Here is a 22,229-nt window from a genome sequence, read left to right as displayed (position 1 = left end):
TTTGGACACTCCTAAGAAATTATTAGTTTCAGTATAAAAATCTCCATTCTCTGTGTCCAATTATTAGACTAGCATCAGGCTTCGGCTACCCATCTCAATAACATCATCCTCTTTTAGTTTTTTACTCATTTGTTTATATTCTTTAATGGCTACACTTAACTCAGGAGTTTGCCAATACACTTTAAATTTCCCATTAGTTTTGGGGTGCAAGCCTTCAATTAATGGCTCGATTCCGATTGATTCGATATGACACCTTAGATACGGACTGTAACAGATAAATAGATTACCTTTTGCTTCTAGCGTGTTCATTTTTGATACTCTCCTTTTTGAATTATTTCCATTCTTTCATTTCAATTGCTACTTTAATTTTGGGAGTTTCTAAAACCATGCCTTTAACATGCTGAGTGAATAAATAAAAATTCCCATTAATAATATTCTCTAGTAAATCATCTAATGTTATTTCTGCCATTTGAGAAAAATATCCTCCCATAATACCTTGAGAACATGCTTCCATGGATTGCATAAATTCATCCAAATCATTAGTCTTATTAATAATCGTTAAGAGATTACTCTGATTTAGTTTGATTAGTGCTTCAATATGTTTTTCAAATTGCTTTATATCCTCATTCTGCCATTTGCTAAAATCAATTACATTATCCACTTTTCATTTCTCCTTTATTTTTATTGGCTCTGAGCCTTCTTGTGAGACGTTTACAGGCATTCATGATAATTCCTGTAAACAATATCAAAGAAACCCTAGATTCTTTTAATTTTCACTCACATAATGTGTTTATCAGCTTCATTTCTAAGTTTGAGATATTCTCACACTTAACTGAGTTTTTCTTGCAACCCCGTTTATTCCTTGACACCTCCTTAATTGTTTTTGATCGTGACATTTTGTCACTACTAACGATAACTCTAAATTGAGACATTGATGCCCTTTTTAATCGAAATCTTTGATAAATTCGTCTAAATCACCATAGATGTTTTCTGAACTATCCTCCACTTCTGCTTTCTTTTTATTGATTAAACCTAGATTCACTACTTTCTGCAAGCTGTGATTGAATTTATTTTTTATCCTTGATTATATTTAAATGATTTTGGAATAAAATATAAAGAGTAAATTTAAAAAGCACCAGAATCCATTAGTTATAAAGGAAAATGGTGCTCGTGGCAATCTATGGTTTATTACTAATCATGCTGCTTAAATAAATTCTGGATGAAATTATTCTACAAAACGAACACAATCATGCGGAATGAAACTTACCACTCCATTTTCTGATTCTGCTTTATACATGACAATTCCAAATTCACAAGAAAAGTCAATGATGCGTCCCTTTTCTCCAACTTGGAATTTAGTAACTGATTCATCTATATTAATAATTTCAATTTCTTTACCTACATTACTCAGATCCGTTATCATGTTGAATAAGTCATCGAATGTTCTACCTTCTAATAGTTGTTTTGTAAACATGTTCATAATCCGATTTCTCCTTTGAAATTTAGTTTTTAGTTTATAAATCATTGACATTGTTCAAAATGTCAGTATAATAATAAATAACACGACATTGTACTAATTATAGTATCATTAAAAATATCACCTAATTCCTTGTGGATTTTTGATATTCAGTTGTCAATGTTCAATAAAGATGCGAACACCGTGTATTGCAGTACACTTGTTCGAGTGTATTACTATTGATCTATTAACTTAATACTTAGTGAAAGGCTTGTCTTAAAGATTGGTGTCTGACAAGTCTATTTGTCATGAATGGAAATATTCGCCTCCTTACACTTCTTATTATAATGACAAATTCTTTATTATGCAAGATGAAATTTAAATTAATTGTTGATTTATGAAATTCTTCATGATATGATAGTAGATTGTACTAATTATAGTACAGGAGACTATTCCCATATATGTTCCTATTTCCCATAATTTATGGTTTCCATGATGTGCTCTACCTCATCTTCACCCACATTAAGGCTTCTCAATACGTTGTTATAGGCATCTACTAAACCTTCTCTATAACCGATATATTCACAGTCATCATCCATCAATTGTCTAGCTTCATCAATTTCCTTTTCAGCTACAGCTATCTCAAGTACAAATTTCTCTATCAATATTGGATGTACTTCTTTCTTCAGTGATCTCACACCTTTCAAATATTAATTGCAGATATATACAGGAACACAATTCCGATAATGAAGCAAATTAGGTAGAAGTATTCTATAAACGATCTAGGCATTTCATTTCCGACACCTTTAATGCTGCAAATAATCGCTTGCTCTTCATCTCTTGTCATAGGGATTAATCCTTTGCCTACTTTGTAGTGAGTGGCAACATTATCCAGATAATATATTGTGCGATACTTCTGATTCTCTTGCCGCAAATAATCTTCGTGTTTAGATACTTGATGAATGTCAAAGATGAAGTATTCTTGCTGTCGAGTGAAAATAACCCATTTCTCTTGTTTCATTATTTATATCCCTCCCGCATGAAAGTTCGACTTCTTGTATATAATAGTATAACTTATAGAATATTAAGTCAATACTTTTTATACAACTTCTCGAACTTTTTTGATATAATTGGATAGGAGGTGTTACATATGTCTAAAAATTCAAGACGTAAAGCAACAACAATTAAACCTAGCTACAAGCCATTTGAAAAAACTCTGATTGATAAAGGTGTAAAGAAGAAAGATCTAAAAGAAAACTTAGGTATATCGCCATCTACACTTCACAAAATGAAACATGATGAGTATATTGCTTTGGATGTCATTGCTTTATTGTGTGAATATTTAGAGTGTGAAATAACTGATATCGTTGAATTCGTACCAACGGATAATCAAGCATAGTACATAGACTTTCGGGTAATTGCCTGAAGGTCTATTTTAATCCACCATCTCCCCCATCATGATAGATTGATAGTCTTTAAACGATTGGGAATGTTTGTAATCATGGTGATTCGATATGTTTTTTAAGGATTGATAAATATACCCTCTAATTTTATGCGGGTCAAAATCATTCCTCTTTAACACTTCAGACACAAACTGATTAATTAACGTGTTCCACTGCTTCTTATTCCATCTTCCAACGGCAAATTCGCCGAAATATTCATTACAAATATTTGTCAGTGATTCTTTGTTAACAATTGATAAAGAATGTTTATTTCTTGATGTTTCTTTTGTATTTATTTCTTTTATAGTTGCACATTCTGAATTGTCCTCATTTTATTGTTCGTTTTGTACAATAGAAAGTAATTCAGGTATATCAAGGGGAGAGTCTTTGATTTTTTCAATATTATATACCGTATTCTCTTCTGATTCTAATTCATCTTTTACATCTAAAATAAATTGTTCATAATCATCTTGCGTAAATGGAATGTCTGAAACATTATAATAATACCTTTTCTTACCATTTACATGGCAATAGAATCCGATAATGTATCTTTTCTCAACAAGCACTTTCCAAGAAGAATCAACTTTTCTTCTGGTGAAGTGATTATGTAATTGGCTCTTATGAAGTTCCCACGACTCAGGAAGGCTCATAATATATACAAGCAATCCAATTGCTCCTAAATCCATAATATCCTCTTGGATTGGCATGTTATTGATTTGTGTATAATTTGCTGTTTTTCTGCGTTTTATAATGCTGCTCATCGTTATTTTCCCCTCATATATCCAAATTATTAAGCGGTGAGTGTTGTTGATACTTTTTACTTATTTCTTGGTCAGCGAAATCTAGATATATTTGTTGTGTCACCTCGACTGAAGAGTGATCTAATAAGCGACTTAGAGTAGCAAAATCGCCTCCATTCAACAAGTAATATTTAGCAAAATTATTACGTAATTGATGTGGTCTTACTTCTACTCCACATAATTTAGAATGCTTTCTAAATGCAGTTTCAATTGTCCGTATGTCCATCTTATTTCCTCTTATAGACGGAAAAACATGTGGGCTGTTAGTATACCTGTCTCTATATTCCAACCATGACTTAAGGTATCTTCCTGTTTTACCAGAGAAGTATACGAATCGCTCTTTTTTATTTTTGGTGATCCTTAGTAGTAGCGCATTATTACGAAAATCAATATCACTAGGTACTGTTTCATTTAGTTCGCTAATTCGTGCCCCTGTATCTAGAATTAAACGAGCAAACATCCATGTCCTAAACTCATGGAATTTTGACAAATCGAATGAACGGAAAAATAGTTGTAATTCTTGCTCCGACAATAAACTTTTTACTTTTCGTTGCGGTTTGATTTTTTCAATACCTTCACATGGGTTTTTCCTTATTACTTTTTCTTTGTATAAATAAGCAAAGAAAGCATTTATATTTCGTTGGTAATTGGCTAAAGTTGTCTCGCTTACCTTTTCACCCGTGTCAGATCTATTCTGTAAATTATTTATATGCCTAGTCTTTTCATCTGCAATTGCTCCATATTTACCTCGCTCTCTTATATAAGTAAAATAAGCTTTAATATGCTCGGTTTTAACCTTTCTGACATCCTTAACATTGTGAACATCTTCCAAATAGCGCATAAATAACCTTAAAGTTTGATCATATGATCTCATTGTTTTTTGTGACAATCCTCTGCTATTGCAGTCTGTCATGTAGTTATCGATTTCAATTAAAAAATTAAACAAAAAAATCCTCCTTTACCATCATTAAGACGATAAAAGAGGACTGAGAAAATAATTGTCCTATGAATAATTACTTGTTATCACATTTTACAAAGTTTATTGGCATATCCGTATAACTGTAATATAATTCCACCTATCGAAACCCTATAATACCAACGGTTATTATGAAATTATGATGCCCGATGTTCAAGTCTTAATCTGTCTGCAACCATTGCGATAAACTCGGAATTCGTCGGTTTTGCCTTCGAAACACTGACAGTGTAGCCGAATAAAGAGGAAATTGAATCAATATTACCTCTGCTCCAGGCAACTTCAATCGCATGACGGATAGCTCGTTCTACCCGAGATGCAGTAGTATTAAATTTGGACGCAATGTCAGGATATAACACTTTTGTAATGGAGCCTAATAATTCGATATCATTATAAACCATAGTTATAGCTTCACGTAAATACATATAACCTTTAATATGAGCGGGGACACCTATCTCATGGATAATATTAGTAATACTTGCTTCCAGATCAAACTTTCTGTTATTACTGATTGTTTTTCGATCACTGCTCTGAATCGCTGTTTGCTGACCTTTCACTTGTCTAATCTGGTCAGCCAAATGTTCTAAATCAAATGGCTTTAATATAAAGTAAGAAGCTCCTAAATTTACTGCCTTCTTAGTTACATCTTCCTGGCCAAAAGCTGTCAGCATGATAACATGTATCCCTTTTGTTCGATCAGATTGCTTGATTTTACTTAAAACTGCCAACCCATCTATATGCGGCATGATAATATCCAAAATAATAACGTCAGGTTGCGCTTCCTCTACCATGTCCAAACATTCTTTTCCATTGTAAGCCTTCCCTACAACTTTCATGTCATTTTGGTCTTCTAAGTACTCTTCCATAAGCTGCACAAGTTCCCTATTGTCGTCCACTAACAATACTCTCGACTTTTCCAAAACTGTTCCTCCTCCAAATGGTCATAGACATATTTTCGTATAGTTAATATTTTCGACAAAAGCATAACAAATCCTTCTTTTCCTAGGAAAAACTTTTATTTTTTTCGATTTGCTTGATTTTTCTCTGTTTTTCGACCAATTTCTATAATATATTATATATAATTTTATGTTTGTCGAAAAATCTTTAATCTATAGTTAAAGATACCAATTTTTCTTGAAATATACAAGAAAAAGGTTACCATTCATGGCAACCTTTCGATTAACTGGCTTTATTTGATTGTTGATAAATATCTATTCCCGCTTCATTTAACATCCACTCAATATGAACACCGTAACCACTTGTCGGGTCATTTACAAATACATGAGTGACTGCTCCAATTAAACGTCCATTTTGAATAATAGGACTTCCACTCATCCCTTGAACAATTCCCCCAGTAGCGTCCAAAAGTCTTTCATCAGTAATTTTTACAATCATTCCTTTGGTCGCAGGAGCTTCCTGAACTACATTATTAACTATTTCTACATCAAATGCTTCAATTTTTTCGCCTTCAATGACGGTTAGAATTTGTGCTTTACCTTCTTTTACTTGGTTAGGAAGAGCGATAGGCATTGGTTTAGACCATTTATTTTTATCAAGCAAATTTTCTAATGATCCAAATATACCGAATGGTGTGTTTTTTGTTATGTTTCCTAATTTTTCATCATTCAAATCAAAATCTGCTCGTTTCTCTCCAGGTATACCATTCTCGCCTCTTTTTATTTCTCTTACGTTTGACTTAACAATCGAACCATTGTTTATTTCAACAGGTTTTTTTGTATCCATATCCGAAATAATATGACCTAATGCACCGTATTTTTTTGTCTTCGGATCATAAAATGTCATTGTTCCGATTCCTGCAGCTGAATCGCGAATATATAAACCGATTCGGTATTGGTTATCATCTTTATCTTTATATGGTTTTAAACTTGTTTCAATGGTTTGGTTACCTCGTTTCAATTCCACCTTCAATGTACTGTTATTTTCACCAGCTTTCTTCACCAAGGGAGCAACTTCTTTCATATTCTTGATCGATTGATCATTTATTTGAATAATACTGTCTCCTACTTTTATATTCGCTTCTTCACCTGGTGATATTTCCCCATTATTTGTTGACACTAAATGATGCCCTACAACAAGTACGCCTTCTGTGTGTAAATTTATTCCGATTGATTGGCCGCCAGGGACGACATAATAATCGTCATATACGGAAATGTCTACTTTCTTTAACGGAATATCTGAAAATGTGTAGATAACTTCTGAGTCGCCACTCTCTTCAGCATATGGCATAATTTCCGCAGCTGAATTTGCTTGCGACTGTTCACTTGTTGTAACAGTAACAGCATCACCTAATGCAGGTAAATTAATCTGGTCGATACTGCTGAATACTTTCAGCTGATTGGGGATTGAAAGATATATTTGAAATGGTGTTGTCCAAGGTAGTGTCAATAAAGAGACAAGGAGTATTAACCCTATACTTTTTCTAATCCAATCATTTTTCATTACATCACCCTCCTTGTTTTACAGATCATTTTATCTGTATAACTAATTTGGCCTTTGAACAGGTTTTTTAAACCCGTAAAACATAGCAATTTCTTGTGATGTTTTCCACTTTTCTTAGAAAAAATTGACTTATTTTCAGCCTGAAGGGTGTGCACTTGTTTATACATATTAAGATAACGAAAAATAAAAAAATAAACACAGACGCAAAGCTTTACTAATGATCAATAACGAAAAAATCCCTGCTGACTCAAGCCTCCATTTATTATTTTTTCAATTGTTTATTCGCTTCAATTAATTCCTTTGCGTGTAATTTAGAAGCTTCTGTTAACTCCGTTCCTGTCATCATTTTTCCAATTTCCGCAATTCGTTCATCAAAATCCAATTCGTTCACAATGGTATGAGTTCGCTCGTTTTTCACCTGTTTTTCAATTCTTAAATGATTATCAGCAATGGCAGCAACTTGTGGTAAATGACTAATACACAACACTTGAGATCCAATCGATATATTGTACATTTTCTCTGCCATCGCTTGAGCAACTCTTCCACTAACCCCAGTATCGACTTCATCAAAAATAACACTTGTTATACCTTGGTGTTTGGCAAAGATGTTTTTCAATGCTAACATAATCCGGGACATTTCCCCGCCTGAAGCAATACGGTTCAGCGGTTTCGGCGGCTCTCCAGGATTTGTTGAAATGAAAAACTGTACTTGATCAATTCCTTTTTCTGTTGCTTTAACCTTTTCCCCACCTATCACCAATTCATTTGATGAACTCTGTAATATTGCTACATCTACTATAAATTGGGATTTTTCTAAATATAATTCCTTTAATTCGCTCAAAACCGCTGTCTCTAAAGTGTTAGCCGCTTTTTTGCGCAGATCATGCAAGTTTTTAGCTTCTAAAAGTAAATCTTCCGATAATTCTGCTAATTGCTTTTCTAACTTCTTAATATGTTGATCATTATTTTCTATTTCATCTAATTCTTCTTCTACTTTAGCACTATATTCAATAATTTCTTCTACCGTTGATCCATACTTTCTTTTTAATTGGCTGATTTCATTAAGCCTTGATTCAATTATTTGCAACCGCTCTGGGTCAAACTCCATTTCATCAATCTGCTGTCTCATTTTGTAGGATAATTCTTCTATAATATAATAATTATCGATAAATTGCTCATAAATTTCCTTTAACTCATAATTGTTTTCCCCGGCAATTTCTAAGTGATTAGAAGCAAACGAAAGCCAATCTAAAGCACGCTGGTCTCCGTATAATCCATTATAGGCATCTGTTAAATTTTGATATATTTTTTCGAAATTCTGTAATTTGTTTCTTTCCTCTAAAAGTTCATCATCTTCATTTGGAATCAGATTTGCTGATTGAATTTCTTTCAGTTGAAATTGCAGCAAATCAAGACGCTGTGCCAGTTCTTTTTCATTTTTATTTTGTCTCTCATAACGTAGTTGTAATGATTTCCAGTTTTTATAGATGGCTTTGTACTCATCTATAAAATTCGGCTGGACTGTTTGATAAAAATAATCTAATAATTCAATGTGTTTTTCCGGGTCTAACAATGCTTGTGTTTCATGCTGACTATGTATGTCGAGCATCAATTGACCAATTTCTTTTAAAATCCCTAACGTTGTTAACTTCCCGTTAACCCTGCAAATACTTTTGCCTGATTGTGAGATCGTGCGATGAAGTACTACCATATTATCTTCATTTATATCCATTCCTAATTGCTCAGCTTTTTCAAATATCGGATGATGTTCTTCATCAATAATAAATAAACCTTCTAACTCCGCTTTCTTTTCCCCATGGCGAATATACTCCACTGACCCTCTGCCACCAGTTAATAAACTAAGAGCATCAATAATTATCGATTTCCCTGCACCTGTTTCCCCAGTTAGGACAGTCAGCCCTTTTTGAAATGTAATCGATAACTGGTCAATAATGGCAAAGTTTTTAATCGAAAGTTCTGTTAACATTTTAACACTCCTCTGATTAAAGCATTTCTAAGAATTTTTCTTTTAACGCTTCCGCGTCTTCGTTTGTTTTGCATATAATAAGGATGGTATCATCACCACATATAGTGCCAATAATTTCTTCCCAGCCAAGGTTATCGATTAATGCTCCCATAGCCTGGGCATTACCTGGGAGTGTTTTCATTACAATAAAATGGGTAGCTGTATCAATACTGATAAATGCATCCATTATAAACCTTCTTAACTTATTCAATGGGTTAAATTTTTGATCAGCAGGTAAACTGTATTTATACTTCCCTTCCGTCGTCGGCACTTTTACTAAATGCAATTCTTTGATATCGCGAGAGATTGTCGCTTGTGTGATGGCATAACCTAAATCTCTAAAGCAGTTCACCAGATCATCTTGTGTTTCTATTTCATTTTCGGAGATGATTTCCCTAATTTTAATATGCCTTTGTGCTTTATTCATCTATATTCCTCCAATAAATTTTTTCATACGAAAATGGACTACAATATTCGTAGTCCAATTATCTCTTCGTCAACTCTAGGTGTGCTTCACTGATCACATTGTCAACAAGTTCAGTTAATCTGCTTTGGTCAGTCATTTCCGTTCCTTTTTTCAGCCAGGCAAGAAATTCGATATTACCGTCTCCTCCCGTTATAGGAGAGAATGTTAATCCCTCCATCGAAAAACCGATACCATCAGCAAAGGATAAAATCTCTTCGATTACTTGCTTGTGAATTGCCGGGTCTCTGACTATTCCTTTTTTTCCAACTTGCTCTCTGCCTGCTTCAAACTGCGGCTTAATTAATATGACACAGTCTGATACATTTGCAAGTATATTATACAGTGGCTGGAGGATTAATTTCAAAGAAATAAAGGAAACGTCCACTGTGGCGAAGTCTGGTATATCATGCCTGATCATATCTGGTGTTACATGTCTAAAGTTCGTTCGTTCCATAACAACAACACGCGGATCATTCCTTAGTTTCCAATCTAATTGATTATAACCCACATCTATCGCATAACTTAGCTTTACACCATTCTGCAAACCACAATCGGTAAAACCGCCTGTAGATGAACCAACATCAACCATAATGCGATCCTCCAGAGAAATATGAAAGAAATGAAGAGCTTTTTCCAATTTTAATCCGCCTCTGCCGACATATGGTATTACCTTTCCTTTTACCTCAAGCGGAATATCATCATTCACCTTTGTCCCAGGCTTCTCTAATCTTTGGCCATTCGAAAATACCAAGCCAGCCATAATGGTACTTTTTGCTTTCTCTCTTGAATCAATCAGACCACGATCAACAATTAATTGATCTAGACGAATTTTTTTACTCATGTACTTATCATGCCCTTTTTATATTATTCTTTTGTGGATGCAATAAATGGTTTATTTCCGTTATAACTTGATCTTCTGTTAAGCCAATCTCTTCTAATAATTTGTTGACACTTCCATGCTCGATATATTGATCAGGTATTCCCATTCGTTTTAATCTTGGATAATAACTGTTTTCCTCCGCGAATTCCAGAATTGAACTTCCAAATCCACCTTGGAGAACTGCTTCTTCCAGTGTTAAAATCGGCACATTTCTTTTCATTATGTCATGAAGCATCTCATTATCTAAAGGTTTAAGAAAACGCGCATTTACTACTTCAACATTAACGCCGCTTTTTTTCAATTTCTTACTGGCAGATAACGCCATTTCGATGGTTGTACCAAAAGTAAGAATGACTGCATCATTCCCCTTCTCAAGAACTTCCCATTTTCCAATTGGAAGCTGTTGAAATTCTTTGTCCATATGCACCCCTAATCCATTACCTCTTGGAAAACGTAAGGCGATCGGACCGTCATTATAAGACAAAGCAGTATGCACCATATGCTGACATTCGTTTTCATCCTTAGGCATCATCAGAACAATGTTTGGCAAGTGTCTCAGAAAGGCAATATCAAAAACGCCTTGATGAGTCTCTCCATCAGCTCCAACTAATCCTGCACGGTCAATACCAAACGCTACATTTAACTTCTGGCGGCAAACATCATGAACCATCTGATCATAAGCACGCTGCAGAAAAGTGGAATAAATGGCGACAAATGGTTTCATGCCTTGTGTTGCCATCCCTGCAGCCATTGTCACAGCATGCTGCTCCGCTATCCCTACATCAAACAGGCGATCAGGAAAGTGCTTTTGAAATTTCTCCAATTTCGATCCAAGAATCATGGCAGGAGTGATGACTGCAACCCGATCATCTTTTTCTGCAATTTTTTCCACTGCATCACTGACAACTTGACTCCATGCTGGTTTATTATCAACTGGTTTAATTTTTTCCCCAGAATCAATTTTATAAGGACCTACACCATGCCATCTGTCTTTTTTATCACTTTCAGCAGGCTGATAACCTTTCCCTTTCTTAGTGATAACATGAATGAGCACTGGTCCATCCGTTTTGGAAGCATATTGCAGGTTTTCTTCCAGATCTTTAAAATCATGACCGTCAACTGGACCGAAATACGTAAATCCAAATTCCTCAAACAGCATACCAGGAACCATAAAATACTTCATGCTGTCTTTCACACGCTCTGCAGTCTGGGCGATTTTTCCGCCAACAGCCGGAATTCTTTTCATCAAGTATTCAATTTCGTCTTTTACCCTGTTATACTTACCCGCACTGCGCATTCTGCCTAGAGCTTTATGAAGTGCTCCAACATTTCCGGCAATGGACATTTCATTGTCATTAAGTATGACTGTTAACTTCTTCTTTTCGTGGCCAATATGGTTTAATGCCTCTAAAGCCATTCCACCGGTTAATGCACCATCACCAATAATTGGTACAACTGCATGATCCTCATTTTTCATATCTCTAGCTACAGCCATACCCATTGCAGCAGATAATGATGTAGAACTGTGACCTGTTTCCCAGACATCATGCTCACTTTCTGACATTTTTGGAAATCCGCAAAGACCTTTAAATTGACGTAAAGTATCAAACTGGTCTGTTCTTCCTGTCAGCATCTTATGAATATAGGATTGATGGCCCACATCAAAGATCAGCTTGTCCTTTGGGCTGTTAAAATGTTTGTGTAACGCCAATGTTAATTCTACAACACCTAAATTTGCACCTAGATGTCCACCTGTTACTGATAATTTCTCAATTAAAAACTGGCGAATATGTTTCGCTAGTTCATCTAATTCTTCCACCGACAATTGTTTTAAAAATTTTGGATCTTTCATTTTGGTAAGGTCCACAATCGGTGCCCTCCCTGCTTCATTCATTTATAGTCTTCTCTATGTTTAACATTTACCCATCCATAAACGCAAATAACATATTTATTTAGATAGTATTTTTATTTTAAGCTTATCTTCTAAAAATGCAATTATTTTACCGACAGAAAATATAATTTTAGTTGATGCATGTATTGCCAGATACTTTCCTAAGGCCTTACCTCCAACAGTCAATGCAGCAACTAAACTAGTCAGGAAAACGGATAAAGTTAAATGTAAAGTTGTACCTTCACTATACCCGAAGTTATTTGCAATTTGCAAGATTACAATGGCTGATGCTGTTCCACTGATAATACCGGAAATATCACCTATCACATCATTACAAAAGCTTGCGAACCTGTCTGCATTTCTTACAATAATAATTGCTTGTTTGGCCCCGTTTACTCTCTCAGCTGCCATTGCATGGAAAGGAACTTCATCTGCAGCAGTAGCAGCAATACCAAGCATATCAAAAAATACACCAATCAGCACAATAATAAATACGATCAATAACCCGATGATGGACAAAACTCCACCTAGCACGGATGAAGAGACGATTGAAAAAATAGCCGCTAGCACGAATGTGATAACGGCAATACTTAAACTAAATTTTATTGACTTTTTCAATTGAGTCTTATTCATGAATTTACCTCATTTATGTATTCATCTTTTACCCTTTATATTAATACAGCTATAATATGATAAATAGTGTGGACTGGTCATTGAAGAAGTAAAGACTACGGCTTAGGTCCAGTAGGTTTTCCCAGACAAGTACCGAATGTTGCCATTCTGGCGGTTCCCCTTTAAACCTGTCTTAGCGCCGTCACCGACAGCTAGACTGGATTACCACTTAGTCCGCACTATAATCCCTCATCAATGTCTTAGAACAGAACAGCCTAGGAGATTTCCTCAACAATCCTTAACCATTTCCTAGCCTCTTTTGCAGTACGAATTTCATACAGAAAAACATGTCCTCATTAGTGGCCACCTAATAAAGACACTTTATTGCCTGTAATCCCCTTCGCACCACTCAAGGCAGGCTACGCTACTAATAAGAATCCCGTCCTTATTTAAGTAGGTTCATACCCCATTCCATTCTCGTCCCTCGGCTAAGCGACAAAAACAGAGATGGGCCTCCGCGGAAAAAGGGTCTACGCCCACATGCCTTTGTGGATCGCCCTTTAACCTTAACTCCCAGCATTGACCCAAGGCTGGGCGCCTCAAGCCAACACAAGGAACTTCATCGATGTGCCCTTTGGCAGATTTTTAGGCCTGCCTTCAGAAATGGAGGATTGACTAGGATACTGCACCATTCCACTTTAGTATATACATTATACCATCAATTATATCTTTTCTCAATATTATTGGTCACGATTGCTTAAATAGTCGACAAGCTGTTCCAATAACGATTGGTCTAATTTCATCTCATGTAATAAATGTTTTGCCTGCATTACATATCGATTTTTATGCTCTATAGCCCCTTCCAGACCTAATAAGGAAGGATAAGTTGATTTTTGATTGCCTTCATCACTTCCAGAGGCTTTTCCCATAATTTCCTGATCCCCAATGACATCAAGTATATCATCTTGAATTTGAAATATTAACCCGATTGTTGTGCCGAATTGCTCCATCATTTCTAGTATTTCTTGTTTTGCGTTCGCTAAAAATGCCCCTGTTACTACGGAAAATGTTAAAAGCTTGCCTGTTTTCAAACGATGAATATTTTCTAACTGTTCAACGGTTGTCAGTTCTTTTTCTGCTTGCATATCCATTACTTGTCCAGCAACCATTCCTTCAAGCCCACTTGCTTCTGCTAATTTCTTTATAATAAAAACTTTTTCACTGTCGGTATAATAATCTGTCTCCGTAATTAATTGAAAACTGTTTGTTAGTAACCCGTCACCTGCCAGAATTGCGGTAGCTTCATCAAATTTTTTATGGTTTGTTAACATGCCTCGCCGATATGTATCATTATCCATTGCAGGAAGGTCATCATGAATAAGTGAGTATGTATGAATCATCTCGAGAGCCATTGCTGCAGGATATACCCTTTCAGGATCTCCATTTAATCCTTCACAAGTCAGTTTCATCAATATTGGCCGTAATCTTTTGCCACCTGCTTCGATGGAGTACTTTGTTGATTGGCCCAGTATTTCAGGTGTGGAAAGATGATTTAAATACCTGGATAATAACTGATTAAGTTTACTGCGTTCTTCCTGAATATAGCTTGCTAAGTTTGCTTCCACCTAATTTTCCTCCTGTATCGTAAATAACGATAACTCACCATTATCATCCATTATCTCTCTTAATTGTTTATCAGCTTGCACCAGTTTTTCATGACAAATTTTTGACAGTTTCGATCCTTCTGCATAATATTCCATTGCTTTCTCCAATGGAATATCGCCTGCCTCCATTTTATTCACTATTTCTTCTAACTGCTTTAGTGCTTCTTCAAATGATATTGGTTGATCAGTCGCCATCATTTTTCCCCTCCAAATCTGTTACTTCCGCAAATATTTTCCCATCCGCTACTTGGACATGAAAGTTATCGCCAACGTTCAATTGCTTTGTTTCTGTAATCAATTGATTTTGCTCATTATATGAGATGGAATATCCTCTCAACATAATATTCATTGGATTGAGCAACTCCAGTTGAGACAATTGGTGGCTGAATTTCGCTTTATTTCTCTCTAATGTTTGTTTTCCATTTACCTTTAATTGATTGCTTAGACTTCTTAATTTCTCTTCTTTAATCTGAATGATTCGCTCAGGATTATTGTAAGCTAACCGTTTGTCGAGGTAGCTCCATTTATCGTGCTTGTCTTTTGCAAAACGGCTTATAGACAACTGCTTTCTTTCAATTAACCGGTCTAATAATTGTTCTTTCTCTGCAATGAAACGCTTCGGGTATTTAAACGCATAAGATTCCTGCAGATGCTGCAGGCTTTGTTTCTTGTGATGAATATGTTTGTTCACGGTAGTTGTTAACATCCGGTTTAACTGCCTGGTATACTCCAAAAGATCTTTTTTTGATGGCACAGCAATTTCAGCAGCTGCTGTTGGAGTTGCTGCACGGATATCTGCAACAAAATCACTGATAGTGAAATCTGTTTCATGGCCAACTGCGGATATTATCGGTATAGTTGAATCAAATATCGAGCGAGCAACAATTTCCTCATTAAATGCCCATAATTCTTCAATTGATCCACCACCACGACCAAGAATAATAACATCAATATCTGATAAGGCGTTCGTTTTCTTGATTGCTTCAGAAATCGATTCTTTTGCATATTTACCTTGAACAAGAATAGGGACAACCAGGACATTAACTAGCGGATATCTTCTTTCCAGAGTAGTTAAAATATCTCGGACAGCTGCTCCAGTAGGTGATGTTAAGACAGCAATTCTGTTTGGATATGCAGGCACATCTTTTTTGTACTCTTGTTCAAATAAGCCCTCTTTTGTCAGTTTCTCTTTCAACTGTTCAAATGCTAAATGTAAGGCCCCTATTCCGTCTGGCTGCATTTCCTGAATGTATAGTTGATATTGGCCAGTTGATTCAAAAACACTTACATTCCCTTGTACTAATACTTTCATACCATTTTCGGGCTGGAAATCCATCTTTATGTTCTGGCGAGAGAACATTACTGCTCGAATACTTGCATTGTCATCTTTTATTGTCAGATACATATGGCCTCTGCTGTGGTGCTTAAAGTTAGAGATTTCCCCTCTTAACCAGACATTACTTAAATGGTTGTCCACATCAAATTTTTTCTTAATATATTTTGTTAAAGCAGTAACTGAAAGGTATTTATCTTCCATCCCTGACACTCATTTCTAGTACTTAGTCATTTTTATTAGAAAAGGCCATTAGCAATATCTGCAATGACCTTATGTGTGAAACCACATTCAAATAATATTAACGGTTATAAACCCCATGGTGAATTTTGGCTGACTTAATTGTATTATGTAATAACATTGTAATGGTCATTGGTCCAACACCTTTAGGAACCGGCGTAATGAAACTTGCCTTTTCTTTTGCACTGTCAAATTCGACATCTCCGGTTAGCGTACCTTCTTTCGTGCGATTCACACCAACATCAATTACAATTGCGCCATCTTTAATATTGTCACCTTTTATAAAATGTTCTATTCCAACCGCTACAATCAGAATATCTGCTTGTGATATAAATTGGTCCATGTCTTTGGTTCTGGAATGGCAGTATGTCACCGTTGCATTTTCATTTAACAGTAATTGCCCCACAGGTTTACCAACAATATTACTTCTGCCGATAATTACAGCATGTTTCCCTTCAATTTTAATATCTTTTGATTTCAGCATTTGAATGATCCCGAAAGGTGTACACGGGAAAAACGTATCTTTCCCTGTCATCATTCTTCCGATATTAACCGGATGAAAACCATCCACATCTTTTTCTGGTGAGATTGTTTCAATCACTTTTTGTTCATTAATATGTTTAGGAAGTGGCAATTGCACTAAAATACCATGAACAGACTCTTTATTATTCAGTTCATGAATTAATGTCAACAATTCTGTTTCCGTTGTTGACTCCGGCAATGTAATTAAGTCAGAGTCAACCCCTACATATTCAGATGCACGCTGTTTTCCAAGTACATATGATTTTGAAGCAGGATCCTCTCCAATTAAAATAACCGTTAGCCCAGGCACAATTCCTTCTGTCTTTAATTGTTGGACTTCTTCCTTCATGTTATCTCTCATTGACTGCGCTAATTCACTTCCATAAATAACTTCTGCTGTCATTGTATATTCCCCCTGTATTATAACATTTTTGATAACACACCATTAATAAATTTACCTGATTTATCATCACCAAATATATGAGCAATTTCGATTGCTTCATTAATGACAACACTCGATGGTGCATCTTGAGCATAAAAAAGCTCATATGTTGCAATTCTCAGTAAAGTACGTTCGACTGTTGCCAATCGATTCAGTGACCATTTCTGAAGATTTGCGGAGATTTTTTCATCAATTTCTTCTTTGTTTTGAACAACTCCATTAACTAAGTTAATTAAAAATGAGTCTTGTTCTTCGTCACTAATTAAATAATTCATCGCTTCATTCACATTATACTCTTCACGATCCAGCGGGAAAAGGATTTGTAATGCTTTTTCTCGTGCAGTTCGTCGTTTCATTGTTCTACTCCTTATCACGATCAAATTCATGATTTATTTCATTAACAAATGATATCATGTTATGAATTTGATTACAAATGAGTATAAGAGGATATTCAAAAAGTCACCAAATGATAAGCGGAGATTCTCTTTGATGGTTTGCTAGTCCGCTTCTCACTTATTCAAAACCTACGTTCCAATGCTCCTCACTTGCATTGCCTCGACCTTCTTGCCGACTTTTTGAACTCGCACTATAACCTATAAGATAAATCGTTTATCAAATAATCATTTTTTAATCATTTTTAAGACAGGACGTTCTGCTGTCCATTGAGTTATAACACGTTTTTCAAAAGGCGAAATAAAGCCCACAATTATATATATTGTGGGCTCCTTTCCTATTCTTCACTTTCTGGGAATTCCTGATTTTCCATTTGAACGCCAACAACATGAATGTTAATTTCCTTAATGTTAATTGCCGTCATATTTTCAATCGTCTGTCTTATGTTGATCTGGATATTTTCTGCCACTTTTGGAATAGAATACCCATAGTCAACTACTGTATGAACATCTATTGCCACACCACTATCTGTTAAATCCACTTTAATTCCTTTACCATGTGCTTTCTTGCCTAATTTCTCTGCGACCCCTGATGCAAAATTGCCACGCATACTTGATACACCTTTTACTTCTGTTGTAGCAATTCCTGCAATTACTTCAAGGACATCTGGTGCAATTTCTACTTTACCAAGTTGGGAAGGTTCTCCTACATGCAGCAAATTAGCATTCGTCATAATTTCCCTCCTATTCAAAATATACGGAAGTCCTTACTCCTCATCCTTCATTATACTATACTTTTCTAAAAACCTTGTATTAAAATCACCTTCAACAAAAACAGGATGGACCATCATTTTTCGATGGAAAGGTATCGTTGTGTAAACACCTTCGATAACAAACTCATCTAATGCCCGTTTCATTTTGTCTACGGCTTCTTTTCGTGTTTTGCCATATGATATAAGTTTTGCAATCATAGAGTCATAATAAGGCGGAATTTGATATCCAGGGTAGGCAGCAGAATCTACACGTACACCATAACCGCCTGGGGCTAAATACATCGTGATTTCTCCAGGGGATGGCATAAAATCTCTTTCCGGATTCTCTGCATTGATACGACATTCAATCGCCCAGCCTTCAAAAGTAATATCCTCTTGTTTATAAGATAAAGGTTCATTGTTTGCAATATTAATCTGTTCACGAATCAAATCAACGCCAGTGACCATCTCTGTAACAGGATGCTCTACTTGAATTCTTGTATTCATTTCCATAAAGTAAAATTTATTTTCTTTATTATCAAAAATAAATTCAATCGTTCCAGCTCCAGAATAATTTACAGCTTTGGCCGCTTTTACTGCAGCATCTCCCATTTTCTTACGCATCTTCTCATCGATAGCTGGCGAAGGAGTTTCTTCTATTAATTTCTGAAGACGCCTTTGTACAGTACAATCACGCTCTCCTAAATGAATAGCATTCCCATGGTTATCTGCTAAGACCTGAATCTCAACATGACGAAAATCTTCAATATATTTCTCTAAATAAACACCTGGGTTACCAAAAGCTTTTTCCGCTTCGTTTTGGGTAACACGAATTCCTTTTGTTAATTCTTCTTCATTGCGGGCCACACGGATTCCTTTCCCGCCGCCGCCAGCAGTTGCCTTAATAATTACAGGAAAACCAATTTGGTTCGCAACTTCTAATCCTTGTTCTTCAGATTCTATAATTCCGTTTGAACCTGGAACAACTGGAACGCCTGCTGCTTTCATTGTTTCTCTGGCAACATCTTTCGTACCCATCTTCTGGATAGCAAAAGAACTTGGACCGACAAACGTAACATTACAAGCTTGGCATATATCTGCAAAGTCTGCATTTTCAGACAAAAACCCATATCCTGGATGTATAGCATCTGAGTCAGTTAATGTAGCTACACTCATAATGTTAGTAAAATTCAAATAGCTTTCACTGCTTAATTTTGGACCGATACAGTATGCCTCATCTGCCATTTTAACGTGTAAAGCTTCACGATCAGCTTCCGAATAAACAGCAACCGTTTCGATCCCCATTTCTTTACATGTGCGAATGATTCTTACAGCAATCTCTCCTCGATTCGCAATTAAGAGTTTCTTAATCACAGTTTCATCCCCTTATACTGTCTTAATACGAAATAGTGGTTGACCGTATTCTACGAGTTCACCATTTTCAACTAGAATTTCTGTTATTGTACCATTTACATCTGCTTCAATTTCATTAAATAATTTCATTGCTTCCACAATACATACAATTGTATCTCCGCTTACAGTATCACCAGTCTGAACAAATACCGGCTGATCCGGAGACGGTGAACTATAAAAAGTTCCAACCATCGGAGATTTAATTTCATGATCATAGTCTTTCACAGCAGTTTGAGGAACAGAAACTTCCTGCTGAACTTGCTCCACCGTTTCTTCTTTCTGAACCACTTGCTGTGGTTGAACTTCTATTGGTTTATGTACAACCTCTTTACTAACTGGTTCTGCAATTGTATTATTCTTTTTTAATTTTAGTTTTGCTCCATTTGCTTCATAAGTAAATTCATCAATTGATGATTTATCTAATTTTTCAATTAGTGTTTCCAATTCTTTGATTGATAACATCTCAGTGCACCCTTTCATCCTTAGTAACATTTAATAACAGGTACTAATAACTCCTTCTAACATTTTACGCAAACAATTTTAAAACTGCAACCATTTTAGAAAAGAAAAACGACAGTAACCATATCATTACTGTCAACATTAGCCTTATTTACTTTGTTTGATATACGACTTCAATGTCTTCTGCCTGGCGAAACTCTTCTTTTGTCTGCTGGATAATCTGATTGGCTTCAGCACTTGATAATGAGTCTGTTTGAACGGTTACAACAATATTATTGTCTGACACATTGCGAACTAATACTTGCTCATAACCGTTTAATGATTTAATCGAATCTTCCACAATAGCTTCTTTTGATTCCAGCATTTCAATTTCTTTCATTTCGTCATATGCCTGGTTCTTTTCTTCTGAAGATGCTTCTGCTGATGCCACAATTGCTTCCAATCGTTCTTTCTCCATGCTTCTCTGGTTTGTAATCTCCATTCTAACTGCTGCAAAATACTCCTCAGAAGAGATGGAAGAAGTATCTAATTCTGTTCCAAGTTCACTCTCTAATTCTGATGCTCCTTCTTCATTTGGATTGTTTAAAGATTGAGAAGCAACTTGATCAGGATTCTCTAAATCTGTGTCAAAATATGCTAAATCCCCTTCATTTGGTGCATTTAAATAATAGACACTTAAGACAATCATTAAACTTAACATTGTAAGTAACCATACTGTTTGCTTTTTTAACATTATTATTCCTCCTTGAAAATTATTTATTTTTAGGCATGACAGATACACGGTGTTCAGGTACATCTAATACTTTTGAGACAGCATCTATCACCCATTTTTTCACTTCCAGGTTTTCTACGCCTGTTGCAACGATTAGAACCCCTCTTACTGCTGGTTTCTTTGTCTGGACAAGTAATGGCACTTCTTGATCTCCTTGTCTCAATATCACAACAGATTGTTCCCTTGTTTCATCATCAATTTTTCTTTCGCCGCCATTTTGATCAGTTTCATTTGTTACCTGTGAACCGATAATCAGATTTTTCTGATACACCTTTTGGTTGGTTGCATCAAGATTAACCATTACTTCCACATTGGATACCCCATTCATCTCTTCAAGTAAATGATTTAAATCATTTTCATAAGCCTCCTCCAAACTGTCTATTTTTGAAGTTGCATCTGCGGATTCTTTTTGCTTCCATGCTTCTTCCTCTGTTGAATTTCCTAACTCTTCTTTTATCGGTGTGACGGTTGATTCTCCATTAGAACCTGGTTGAAACATATTGCTGACTAAAAGGAGAAAAATACCAACAAGGCCAATAAATGCTATATAATGCAGTTTCGTTGGTTTTTTTTCATTTGATTTTAATGAAGAAAATAACTCTTTAAGTTTATCAATCACTTTCTTCCTCCTCCCTTTCTATGATGATATTTTCTTCACTTACTTGCCATTCTTCTGCCAGAAACTTCATTAATTTACTGTTGTCAGGAGGTTCCGTGTCCTGAATGGCTTCGGGTTCTCCGATTTGGATTTCCACTGATTCTACAACTTGCATTGCTTCTTCGTAAGGGATAACTTGTACAAAAACTTTATCTATTATTGCTTTGTCATCATTTGATTCTTTGTCCAGCGTCACATCTAAATGATGGATAGATAATTGAAAGGCAGATTTTAATTCCTCCTCCACTAAATTTTCCATTTGGACAACCACTTCTTCTAATACATATGCTTGATTAACTGATTCTATTTCACTTTTATTAATATTTGTTTCATTTTTAACCAATTGATCGAGTGATTCCATTTGACCTGACTCAATCATGGGTGAAATGAACTGATCAAGATCCACTTTAAACAGGGACAGAATAGGCTGGAGTATAATAAGGATTAACAGTATGCCAATAACAAGCTTAGCGTATTGTTTCATTTTGGAACTTGGCAAGATCAAGTCTACAATTAATGCCAGTATCATATAGATAACAATTTGCAAAATCCAGTTAGTGAAATATTCCAAAACGT

At 35.5% G+C, this 22,229-nt stretch carries 26 protein-coding genes; 1 reads left to right on the top strand and 25 read right to left on the bottom strand.

What is annotated here, in order from left to right; all coding sequences use genetic code 11:
• Positions 1–63: 63 nt before the first annotated feature.
• The 5 genes from F9U64_RS16210 to F9U64_RS16190 all read right to left on the bottom strand — a co-directional run bounded on the left by F9U64_RS16210 (position 64) and on the right by F9U64_RS16190 (position 2,477).
• Positions 64–309, bottom strand: a complete 246-nt coding sequence (locus F9U64_RS16210; RefSeq protein ID WP_153405955.1) for a hypothetical protein — start codon at positions 307–309, stop codon at positions 64–66.
• 22 nt (positions 310–331) lie between these two features.
• Entirely contained in the window at positions 332–661 is a 330-nt protein-coding gene (locus F9U64_RS16205; protein ID WP_153405954.1) for a hypothetical protein, read from the bottom strand.
• A gap of 564 nt (positions 662–1,225) precedes the next feature.
• Complete coding sequence (locus F9U64_RS16200) at positions 1,226–1,480, bottom strand: hypothetical protein (protein ID WP_153405953.1); 255 nt, start codon at positions 1,478–1,480, stop codon at positions 1,226–1,228.
• 443 nt (positions 1,481–1,923) lie between these two features.
• Complete coding sequence (locus F9U64_RS16195) at positions 1,924–2,163, bottom strand: hypothetical protein (protein ID WP_153405952.1); 240 nt, start codon at positions 2,161–2,163, stop codon at positions 1,924–1,926.
• Entirely contained in the window at positions 2,160–2,477 is a 318-nt protein-coding gene (locus tag F9U64_RS16190; RefSeq protein WP_153405951.1) for a hypothetical protein, read from the bottom strand. Before F9U64_RS16190 ends, F9U64_RS16195 begins: the two co-directional genes overlap by 4 nt.
• A 129-nt stretch (positions 2,478–2,606) precedes the next feature.
• Here F9U64_RS16190 and F9U64_RS16185 point away from each other — a divergent pair, with 129 nt between their 5' ends.
• Positions 2,607–2,855, top strand: coding sequence for a helix-turn-helix domain-containing protein (locus tag F9U64_RS16185; RefSeq protein ID WP_153405950.1), 249 nt, complete (start codon positions 2,607–2,609; stop codon positions 2,853–2,855).
• A gap of 375 nt (positions 2,856–3,230) precedes the next feature.
• Here F9U64_RS16185 and F9U64_RS16180 read toward each other — a convergent pair whose 3' ends face one another.
• From F9U64_RS16180 to spoIIIAF, 20 genes are all read right to left on the bottom strand, one after another.
• On the bottom strand, positions 3,231–3,659 hold the full coding sequence (locus F9U64_RS16180; RefSeq protein ID WP_153405949.1) for a hypothetical protein: 429 nt from the start codon (positions 3,657–3,659) through the stop codon (positions 3,231–3,233).
• A gap of 13 nt (positions 3,660–3,672) precedes the next feature.
• Positions 3,673–4,644, bottom strand: a complete 972-nt coding sequence (locus tag F9U64_RS16175) for a tyrosine-type recombinase/integrase (protein WP_153405948.1) — start codon at positions 4,642–4,644, stop codon at positions 3,673–3,675.
• 167 nt (positions 4,645–4,811) lie between these two features.
• Positions 4,812–5,591: a sporulation transcription factor Spo0A gene (gene spo0A, locus F9U64_RS16170; protein WP_153405947.1), complete on the bottom strand. Its 780-nt coding sequence runs from the start codon at positions 5,589–5,591 to the stop codon at positions 4,812–4,814.
• Positions 5,592–5,850: 259 nt separating this feature from the next.
• Positions 5,851–7,131, bottom strand: coding sequence for a SpoIVB peptidase (gene spoIVB, locus F9U64_RS16165; RefSeq protein WP_153405946.1), 1,281 nt, complete (start codon positions 7,129–7,131; stop codon positions 5,851–5,853).
• A 262-nt stretch (positions 7,132–7,393) separates the two neighbouring features.
• Complete coding sequence (gene recN / locus F9U64_RS16160) at positions 7,394–9,118, bottom strand: DNA repair protein RecN (RefSeq protein ID WP_153405945.1); 1,725 nt, start codon at positions 9,116–9,118, stop codon at positions 7,394–7,396.
• A 16-nt stretch (positions 9,119–9,134) separates the two neighbouring features.
• Positions 9,135–9,584: a transcriptional regulator AhrC/ArgR gene (gene ahrC, locus F9U64_RS16155; protein WP_153405944.1), complete on the bottom strand. Its 450-nt coding sequence runs from the start codon at positions 9,582–9,584 to the stop codon at positions 9,135–9,137.
• A gap of 58 nt (positions 9,585–9,642) precedes the next feature.
• Positions 9,643–10,464: a TlyA family RNA methyltransferase gene (locus F9U64_RS16150; protein ID WP_153405943.1), complete on the bottom strand. Its 822-nt coding sequence runs from the start codon at positions 10,462–10,464 to the stop codon at positions 9,643–9,645.
• A 7-nt stretch (positions 10,465–10,471) separates the two neighbouring features.
• On the bottom strand, positions 10,472–12,370 hold the full coding sequence (dxs, locus tag F9U64_RS16145; RefSeq protein WP_153405942.1) for a 1-deoxy-D-xylulose-5-phosphate synthase: 1,899 nt from the start codon (positions 12,368–12,370) through the stop codon (positions 10,472–10,474).
• An 81-nt stretch (positions 12,371–12,451) separates the two neighbouring features.
• Positions 12,452–13,027, bottom strand: a complete 576-nt coding sequence (locus tag F9U64_RS16140; protein ID WP_153405941.1) for a hypothetical protein — start codon at positions 13,025–13,027, stop codon at positions 12,452–12,454.
• 719 nt (positions 13,028–13,746) lie between these two features.
• Positions 13,747–14,631 carry a polyprenyl synthetase family protein gene (locus F9U64_RS16135; protein WP_153405940.1) on the bottom strand — a complete coding sequence of 295 codons (885 nt, stop codon included), beginning with the start codon at positions 14,629–14,631 and terminating at the stop codon, positions 13,747–13,749.
• Positions 14,632–14,865 carry an exodeoxyribonuclease VII small subunit gene (gene xseB, locus F9U64_RS16130; protein ID WP_153405939.1) on the bottom strand — a complete coding sequence of 78 codons (234 nt, stop codon included), beginning with the start codon at positions 14,863–14,865 and terminating at the stop codon, positions 14,632–14,634.
• Positions 14,855–16,207, bottom strand: a complete 1,353-nt coding sequence (xseA, locus tag F9U64_RS16125) for an exodeoxyribonuclease VII large subunit (protein WP_153405938.1) — start codon at positions 16,205–16,207, stop codon at positions 14,855–14,857. The genes xseB and xseA overlap by 11 nt, the downstream gene beginning before the upstream one ends.
• A 97-nt stretch (positions 16,208–16,304) precedes the next feature.
• Positions 16,305–17,168 carry a bifunctional methylenetetrahydrofolate dehydrogenase/methenyltetrahydrofolate cyclohydrolase FolD gene (gene folD / locus F9U64_RS16120; RefSeq protein WP_153405936.1) on the bottom strand — a complete coding sequence of 288 codons (864 nt, stop codon included), beginning with the start codon at positions 17,166–17,168 and terminating at the stop codon, positions 16,305–16,307.
• A 17-nt stretch (positions 17,169–17,185) separates the two neighbouring features.
• The gene (nusB, locus tag F9U64_RS16115) at positions 17,186–17,563 is read right to left on the bottom strand and encodes a transcription antitermination factor NusB (protein ID WP_153405934.1); all 378 of its coding nucleotides are present in this window, start codon (positions 17,561–17,563) and stop codon (positions 17,186–17,188) included.
• A gap of 374 nt (positions 17,564–17,937) precedes the next feature.
• On the bottom strand, positions 17,938–18,333 hold the full coding sequence (locus tag F9U64_RS16110; protein ID WP_153405932.1) for an Asp23/Gls24 family envelope stress response protein: 396 nt from the start codon (positions 18,331–18,333) through the stop codon (positions 17,938–17,940).
• Positions 18,334–18,366: 33 nt separating this feature from the next.
• A complete protein-coding gene (accC, locus tag F9U64_RS16105; RefSeq protein WP_153405931.1) occupies positions 18,367–19,725 on the bottom strand; it encodes an acetyl-CoA carboxylase biotin carboxylase subunit in 1,359 nt (452 codons plus the stop codon).
• A 12-nt stretch (positions 19,726–19,737) separates the two neighbouring features.
• Positions 19,738–20,226 (bottom strand): acetyl-CoA carboxylase biotin carboxyl carrier protein, encoded by a 489-nt coding sequence (gene accB / locus F9U64_RS16100; protein ID WP_153405929.1) that lies wholly within the window; start codon positions 20,224–20,226, stop codon positions 19,738–19,740.
• A 148-nt stretch (positions 20,227–20,374) separates the two neighbouring features.
• Positions 20,375–20,956: a SpoIIIAH-like family protein gene (locus tag F9U64_RS16095; RefSeq protein ID WP_153405927.1), complete on the bottom strand. Its 582-nt coding sequence runs from the start codon at positions 20,954–20,956 to the stop codon at positions 20,375–20,377.
• Between the two features lie 19 nt (positions 20,957–20,975).
• Complete coding sequence (spoIIIAG, locus tag F9U64_RS16090; protein WP_323125857.1) at positions 20,976–21,614, bottom strand: stage III sporulation protein AG; 639 nt, start codon at positions 21,612–21,614, stop codon at positions 20,976–20,978.
• On the bottom strand, positions 21,607–22,224 hold the full coding sequence (gene spoIIIAF / locus F9U64_RS16085; RefSeq protein ID WP_153405926.1) for a stage III sporulation protein AF: 618 nt from the start codon (positions 22,222–22,224) through the stop codon (positions 21,607–21,609). The genes spoIIIAG and spoIIIAF overlap by 8 nt, the downstream gene beginning before the upstream one ends.
• Positions 22,225–22,229: the final 5 nt, after the last annotated feature.

Origin of the sequence: Gracilibacillus oryzae, assembly GCF_009498735.1 — a bacterium.
GTDB lineage: Bacteria > Bacillota > Bacilli > Bacillales > Amphibacillaceae > Gracilibacillus > Gracilibacillus oryzae.
Note: the sequence above shows the minus strand (reverse complement) of the source record. Positions and strands in the feature narration are given on the sequence as shown.